This is a genomic window from uncultured Methanobrevibacter sp., assembly GCF_947170395.1.
Taxonomy (GTDB): Archaea; Methanobacteriota; Methanobacteria; order Methanobacteriales; family Methanobacteriaceae; genus Methanocatella.
In genome coordinates this window covers 1-7,214 of the sequence record NZ_CAMVTE010000052.1, presented here as the reverse complement: position 1 = coordinate 7,214, position 7,214 = coordinate 1, and the positions used below count along the sequence as shown (strand labels likewise).

Genomic DNA, 7,214 nt, shown 5'->3' with positions numbered 1-7,214 from the left:
ATTGGAACATTAAAAACAAAAAAGAAAAAAATCACACAAGTTTTTGAAAGAGCCTTAATAACTAATATTTTAAATATTATTAGATTTAAATATTATAGTATAATAATTTATTTGGTGATAAATGTGTCAGATATTAAAGTTCCTATTGCAAAACCATTAATTGGTGATGAAGAAATTGAAAATGTAGTTGAAGTATTAAAGTCCGGCATGATTGCTCAAGGACCCAAAGTTGAAGAATTTGAACAGAAATTCGCTGAATGGGTTGGGGCAGAATACGGTATTGCTGTAAACTCAGGTACTGCAGCATTGCATACAGCACTTCTTGCATGCGGTATCGGTGAAGGCGATGAGGTAATTACAACTCCATTCACATTCATTGCAAGTGGGAATTCTATTGTTTATACCGGAGCAAAACCAGTATTTGCAGATATTGATTTAAAAACTTACACATTAAACCCTGAATCAATTGAGGATTTGATAACTGAAGATACCAAGGCTATTTTGCCTGTTCAATTATACGGTCAATCAGCGGACATGGATAGGATAAATGAACTTGCTGAAAAATACGGTTTGATTGTTATTGAAGATGCTGCACAGGCTCATGGTGCAACCTACAAAGGTAAAAAGGTTGGAAGTATGGGGGACATGGCTTGCTTCAGTTTTTACCCAACCAAAAACATGACAACTTCTGAAGGTGGAATAATAACCACTGATGATGAGGATTTAGCAGAACAAGCAAAAATATTCCGTGCACACGGGGCAAGCGTCAGATATCACCATGATGCAATAGGATACAACTTTAGAATGACTGATATCGCAGCAGCAATAGGTCTCGCACAAATGGATAAAATAGATGAATTCAATGACAAAAGAATAGAAAATGCAGCATACTTGAATGAAGGCTTGAAAGATGTTGATGGAGTGATAACTCCTTATTGTGCTTATGATTCAAAACATGTATATCACCAATACACAATCCGTGTTGAAAAAGGCGACCGTGATAATTGGGTTGACATAATCAATGATTGTGGTGTTGGAACAGGAATACATTACCCTATTCCTCTATATAATCAACTGATTTATAGATCTCTTGGATTTGAGGGGGATTGTCCAAATGCAGAAATTGCAGCAGACAATGTGATTTCCCTGCCTGTTCATCCTAGTTTAACAAAAGAAGATTTAGATTTAGTTATTGAAGCTGTAAAAACTGCTTCTAACGAATTAGATTAAATTCTAACTCATTCTAACATTTTTTCAACCGTATCCACTTTTGCATCCAAAGTTCTGTTTTCCAGATCCCTTCTGTCATCTACTTTTATAACTGTATAAACTCTGCCAACACCAACGTCAAAGACTGCCTCTTGAGCTTTAGCTATGGCGGCATACAATTCTGTTAGATTTTCCGCTTCAATCTGTGTTCCCATTCCTGTCAATTGGTAACTCAAACCGGAATCCTTTATTGATTGTACGGCTGCGGTTACATAGTCTTTACATTCGGTAGTTTCTGTACCTACTGGCAATATTGCAAAATCACATGTAATCATAATTTTCACCTAAGAAAATTATTTATTTATTATTGTATAAATTAATTTAGTAATGGTGAAATTAAACAAAGACGAATTCAATGAAAAGATTTTTACAAGAATCAATAATCTGATTGATGATTATCAATTAATTAAGGAAGGTGAATTGATAGTTGTGGCATTGTCCGGCGGTAAGGATAGCGTCTTGACATTGCACGCACTGAAAAATTATCAAAAATGCCGGGATTTTGATTTAGTTGCCATAAGTGTTGATGAGGGCATTAAAGGCTACAGGCAACATGGTATCGATTCTGCCATTAAAAATGCAAAGGATTTGGATATTGAACTTGTTCAAAAATCATTTAAGGCCGAAGAGGGTTTTGCATTGGATGATATCTATTCTAATTTTAAAAGCGCATGCATCCCATGTGGTGTGTTTAGGCGTAACATTTTAAACAAGACTGCCTATGAACTTGGTGCGGTTAAGATTGCAACAGGACATAACTTGGATGATGAGATTCAGTCATTTTTAATGAGCTTTGCACGGGGAGATACTATCAAATTCTCCAAATTCGGACCTGAACTTGATGTTATCCATCCAAAATTGGTTCCAAGAATAAAGCCGTTGTGGAACACTCCAGAAAAGGAAGTTGGAATGTGGGCTGTAATAAATGACATTGACATTCATCTGGATGAGTGTCCATATTCACACTTGTCTCTTAGGGCAAAAATCAAGGAGTTTTTAAATGTCAGTGAAGACAAGTATCCTGGTGTCAAGGTTAATGTGATGGAGTCATTCAAACAGATTTTGAATTTTGAAAATGATATAAACACAAACCTTAACGAATGTGAAGTCTGTGGTGAGCCGACTTCATCTAATATCTGTAAGGCTTGTGAGTTAAAAGATTTAATTTCTCATGATTGCGAATGTCATATACGCAATGAATAGTATTATTAATATAATACCTTCTTTTTTATCATATTTTTCTTGGGTCTTACCAAATATGAAGCATAATACTGTTACTGCCACCATAAATAGTACATCTATTAACATGCTTGAGTCGAGAGGTATTCGGCTTATTGCACTACTTGCCCCAAGTACGAATAATATGTTAAATATGTTGGAACCAACCACATTACCTATAACCAATTGATTTTCACCTTTTCTTAAAGCGGTAATGGAGGTTACAAGTTCAGGTAATGATGTACCGATTGCAACAATGGTCAAACCCACAAGGGTTTCACTCATTCCAAGAGCGATTGCTATTGCTGAGGCACTGTCAACCACCAAATCTCCACCGAGTATGATTCCTGCAAGACCAACAACAATGAATATTATGCTTTTAGGTGTTGTCAATTTTGGCTTTTCAACATAATTTGCATCACTGGACTTTTTGGCATCTCTAATAAGGTAGAGTACATAAATCACTAAGAGTGCGAGTAAGATGATTCCTTCAATGGTTGAGATGTCCCATCCTATTACAAGAAATATTGCCCATAATACGGTAATTCCAACAAGGAAAGGTAAGTCCTTATTTAAAACACTTTTTTCCATTAATAAATTACTCATCAATGCGGCTATACCAATTATCATCAGCATATTGAAGAGGTTACTTCCGACAATGTTACTGACAGCCATTGCATTGTTGCCTGCAATTGATGAAGTAATTGATACTGCAGCTTCGGGTGCACTTGTTCCGAATGCAACAATTGTCAAACCAACAATGATTGTAGGTATCTTAAGAATTGCTGCAATACTACTTGCTCCATCAACGAAAAAGTCGGATCCCTTTATTAAAAATACGAATCCCACAAGTAGCAATACAATTTGAATTATTATTCCCGCATCCATTTTTATTCTTCTGTAAGTACTGGTTCTTCTGGACCCAAGTCGGTTACAAGAACTTTGTCGATTTGGTGTCCATCAATATCAATTATTTCAAAGATAAATCTTCCACATTCATATTTGTCTTCTTCATCAGGTATTGTACCGCTTAAGCTTAGGATAAATCCTGCAAGGGCGGTATAATTGTCCTCATCTTCATCAGGCAATTTATCTTTGAAATCAAATAGTTCTTTAAATTTGTCAATTGGATATCTTCCATCGATTAGCCAGCTTCCATCTAATCTTTGAGTTGCTTTAGGCTCATCTTCCTCATCGATTCCTGGAATGTCTCCAACAATACCTTCAAGTAAATCGTTTAAAGTAATTAAACCTTCAACACTACCGAATTCGTCAACGACAAGGGACATATGTACATATTCCTGGTTTTCCTTAAATTCCTTAAGAAGTTCCAGTGTTTCGAGATGTTCTGAAACCACCAATGGTTCTTTGACAATTTTATGAATGTCAAATTCCTCTTTATTGAATAATACGGCCAGAATGTCCTTTGCCTGAACGACACCTATGAAATCATCTAGTTCTCCGCTGGCAATTGGAAATATTGACCTTTTACTTTCAATGATTTTGATTTTATTGATGTCTCTGTCATCTTCAAGGTCAATCCATATGATTTCGTTACGTGGTGTCATGATACTTTCGACTTTTTGATCGTCGAGCTTGAAAACCCTTTTGATGATAGCCTCTTCTTCTTGTTCGATAGTTCCGTCTTCTCTTCCTTCCTTAATCATCAGTTCGATTTCTTCTTCAGTAACAGTATCATCTGTTCTGCGGTCAATTCGCATCAACCATAAAAGGAAACTACTTGATTTTGCAAGGATGAAACTGATAGGTCTTGAAACTACTGATAGAATTTCCATATATCTTGCAACTTGAAGGGATATTCTTTCAGGGTCATTTAATGCAATGACCTTCGGTACAATCTCACCGATAACCAGTGTGAGGTATGTACTTATTATAACAACCACAATTAAACTTATAGGTTCACTATAAGGGATAAATGAAATTACCTTTGCAAGAGGTTCGGCTAGTGTGGCCCCACCAAATGCACCAGTTAAAACTGTGGTAAGTGAAATTCCAATTTGTACGGTTGATAAAAATTCGTTAGGATCTTCACCTAATTTCATTACGATTTCAGCTTTTTTATTTCCTTCATCAAGATATTTTTGCATTTTCGATTTTCTAACGGATACAACGGCAAGTTCTGCCATAGATAAGTATCCGTTGATAAATATTAAAATTAATATAATAATTATTTTGAGTATCGTTCCAATCATTTTTGACAAACCATTAAAACTAATTATAAATCACTGGCCCTCATAAAGCCCGTGTTTTTATATATCTTATCCTGCATTTGCTGTACTGCAAGTGAGGCTTCCTCTCTTGTTGCTACTTTTTGAAAAATACGTCTTGATTTAACTTTCAATGTTTTTCCACAAACACATTTGCGTGTAGCAACGCCTTCCTTGGCATATAATGCCCTTCCACAGTCACAACGAAATATGAGATACATGATAATTTTTCCATTTAAAATTAATAGTAATTATTAATATTATAGATATGATTATATAAAAGTATTCTATCCACCGAATATCTTCATGAATAATGGTATGAATACTTGGGATGGTAAAATTACTAAAGTTGCAATGCTGACTCCTAAATTGGTTCCTATTACTACAAGGAGTATTCTGAATATGTTGTTTTCCCATAAATCCCTAAAACTTTCTATTTTTGTAAGATTTTTAATGTCGCTTTCTCTGACTTTTCTGAATTTTGCTTCACATAATCCTGAAAACCATCCTGCAGCAAGCAGGGGGTGAATGATTGTCAGTGGCGCAACTATTCCTCCAACAATAGCAGATATGAGTTTGGAACCGGAAAGGATTGATCCGATAAATCCCATAATCATACTGATTATAATGAATTCAAAGATGTTTCCTGTAATGTTTATCCCGCTAAAATATGCCAGAAAAAATATCACAACAAACAGTAATGGAATCAGGCCCAATAATATTTTTGCCCATGGGATGCCTTTCTTATCATTTATTATTTCCAAATCTCTTAGATTAGGCAATGTTTCCGGATGGTCAAGATAATTTTCAATACCTGGTTTGTGACCGGCACCTACAACTGCAATCACATGGTCTTGAGGAATTCTTAAAATGCTTCCTGCAAGGTATGCATCCCTTTCATGAACCAAAACTTCATGCACGCTTGGAGCTTCATCCTTAAACATGTCCATCAAATCATCAAGGTTTTCGGGATTTTTCAGCTCTTCAACATCAATCTCTTCCTCATCATCAAATCCGAAAACGGAAGCTATTAAACTAAATATGAATTTTGCCTTTTCAACAAATCCCATTTTGTTTAATGCCCTTTGAAGGGTTATGTTTACATCTCTGTCAATGAGTGTGATTGGTATTCCTAAATCTTCGCTGGCTTCAATTGCACCAATCATTTCAGAACCTGGTGCAACATCAAGGTCAGCTCCAATTTTTGACTGGAAGTAACTCAATAGGGTACTTGTGAAGAATAATCCAACCTTATTTTCTTTGATGATGTTGGTTACTGATATGGTGTCATCTCTTTCAATACCCATCATCTGTTCTTTCAGTCTTGTGTATCGGCCTCTGTCAAGCTCGATTGCAACAACGTCCGGTTGATATTCGTAAATGGCATCCTTTACTTCGTCTACACTTTCCTGTGAAACGTGAGCAGTACCTATTATTTTTAAACATTCTCTTTTCAAAAAAACACATCTTTAAAATTGTACTAATAATATTATGAAATCTAATATATAAAGTTAATTCTTTTTGTCATATATGGCCACATTTTCACTTATATTTTTCATCATGCAAAGTCTGACGTCCTCCTCATAGTCAAGTTCAATTAGCCTTTTGGCAGTTCGGGATGTTAAAAATGCATCTTTTACCAGTTTGTAGTCTCTACTTGCTAAAATTGCAGACTTTGCGTATTCGCTAAGTTCATAATCACCCAAATTTTGGCAAATCCAGTATAGTATTTCACCTGAAGCCAGAAAGTCCTCGATTGCAAACTCTCCGTTGACTCCGGCCATAACTACATCAATATGGCTTTCAGCCAATTGGATGCTTTTTAGGGCAACTGCCTTTGCATTGACCATGGAACCCACCAACACTTTCGATTCCATGTTTTCAAGTATTCTTGTTCCATTGTTTGTTGTTAGTATGAGCGTATCCTGTGAACTTTCATAAGCCTTAATTCCGCATGGTGTGTTTCCAATGTCAAATCCTTCAATTTGTTTTCCACCACGTTCGCCAGCTAAAACCCCTCCTATTGTTTCTTTTAAATCAAATGCTTCTTCAGGAGTAAAGCAGGGAATTATTCTTTTAAATTTATTTAAAGCCAATGTTATGGTAGAACTGGCCCTTAGGGCGTCAACCATAATGGAAACGTCACCGCTTGCAGTATCTTCAAAACTCAATGTAACTTTCATGAAGTAATTTATATTGAATGATACTATATAATATGGGGTGCTAGATTTTTTCATGTGAGAAACCTGCATAAAACTCTTATTTTTTGTGTATTTAAATTAATTTATCATTGTTTTAGTATGGTGTTTTCAAAAAATTAATTAAATTAAAAATGGGTCAATTTAAATCAATATATTTAAATATAACGGATAACATATATTTATTTGGAGATAAAAATGTTACCGAGTTTAAATTATGATTCAAAAGACCCAAAATTTACTTTATTGAGCAAAATATTTAAAATTATCGATTCTAAAAAAATTTAAAGATACATGTAAT

Annotated in this window: 8 protein-coding genes; 2 read left to right on the top strand and 6 right to left on the bottom strand. The window is 35.1% G+C overall.

Annotated elements, in window-relative coordinates; genetic code table 11:
* Window positions 1-123: 123 nt before the first annotated feature.
* Window positions 124-1,230 (top strand): DegT/DnrJ/EryC1/StrS aminotransferase family protein, encoded by a 1,107-nt coding sequence (locus Q0W04_RS10155; RefSeq protein WP_298502888.1) that lies wholly within the window; start codon window positions 124-126, stop codon window positions 1,228-1,230.
* 8 nt (window positions 1,231-1,238) lie between these two features.
* Here the strand turns inward: Q0W04_RS10155 and Q0W04_RS10150 are convergent, their stop codons facing one another.
* On the bottom strand, window positions 1,239-1,544 hold the full coding sequence (locus Q0W04_RS10150) for an MTH1187 family thiamine-binding protein (protein WP_296873875.1): 306 nt from the start codon (window positions 1,542-1,544) through the stop codon (window positions 1,239-1,241).
* 52 nt (window positions 1,545-1,596) lie between these two features.
* On the opposite strand from Q0W04_RS10150, the gene Q0W04_RS10145 reads away from it, so the two are divergent.
* Window positions 1,597-2,472, top strand: a complete 876-nt coding sequence (locus Q0W04_RS10145; protein ID WP_298502885.1) for a TIGR00269 family protein — start codon at window positions 1,597-1,599, stop codon at window positions 2,470-2,472.
* On the opposite strand, the gene Q0W04_RS10140 is transcribed toward Q0W04_RS10145, so the two are convergent.
* The 5 genes from Q0W04_RS10140 to comB form a co-directional block, all read right to left on the bottom strand.
* Entirely contained in the window at window positions 2,431-3,375 is a 945-nt protein-coding gene (locus Q0W04_RS10140) for a calcium/sodium antiporter (RefSeq protein ID WP_298502882.1), read from the bottom strand. The genes Q0W04_RS10145 and Q0W04_RS10140 overlap by 42 nt on opposite strands.
* 2 nt (window positions 3,376-3,377) lie before the next feature.
* Entirely contained in the window at window positions 3,378-4,700 is a 1,323-nt protein-coding gene (locus Q0W04_RS10135) for a hemolysin family protein (protein ID WP_298502880.1), read from the bottom strand.
* A gap of 23 nt (window positions 4,701-4,723) precedes the next feature.
* A complete protein-coding gene (locus tag Q0W04_RS10130; protein WP_296873871.1) occupies window positions 4,724-4,936 on the bottom strand; it encodes a DUF1922 domain-containing protein in 213 nt (70 codons plus the stop codon).
* A 66-nt stretch (window positions 4,937-5,002) separates the two neighbouring features.
* Window positions 5,003-6,172 carry a TraB/GumN family protein gene (locus Q0W04_RS10125; RefSeq protein ID WP_298502877.1) on the bottom strand — a complete coding sequence of 390 codons (1,170 nt, stop codon included), beginning with the start codon at window positions 6,170-6,172 and terminating at the stop codon, window positions 5,003-5,005.
* A 54-nt stretch (window positions 6,173-6,226) separates the two neighbouring features.
* Entirely contained in the window at window positions 6,227-6,898 is a 672-nt protein-coding gene (comB, locus tag Q0W04_RS10120) for a 2-phosphosulfolactate phosphatase (RefSeq protein WP_298502890.1), read from the bottom strand.
* Window positions 6,899-7,214 lie beyond the last annotated feature (316 nt).

What these genes read in the sequence shown, in the direction of transcription:
- comB (WP_298502890.1), bottom strand. Translation starts at nt 6,898, where the DNA reads ATGAAAGTTACATTGAGTTTTGAAGATACTGCAAGCGGTGACGTTTCC.
- Q0W04_RS10145 (WP_298502885.1), top strand. Translation starts at nt 1,597, where the DNA reads ATGGTGAAATTAAACAAAGACGAATTCAATGAAAAGATTTTTACAAGA.
- Q0W04_RS10140 (WP_298502882.1), bottom strand. Translation starts at nt 3,375, where the DNA reads ATGGATGCGGGAATAATAATTCAAATTGTATTGCTACTTGTGGGATTC.
- Q0W04_RS10135 (WP_298502880.1), bottom strand. Translation starts at nt 4,700, where the DNA reads ATGATTGGAACGATACTCAAAATAATTATTATATTAATTTTAATATTT.
- Q0W04_RS10130 (WP_296873871.1), bottom strand. Translation starts at nt 4,936, where the DNA reads ATGTATCTCATATTTCGTTGTGACTGTGGAAGGGCATTATATGCCAAG.
- Q0W04_RS10150 (WP_296873875.1), bottom strand. Translation starts at nt 1,544, where the DNA reads ATGATTACATGTGATTTTGCAATATTGCCAGTAGGTACAGAAACTACC.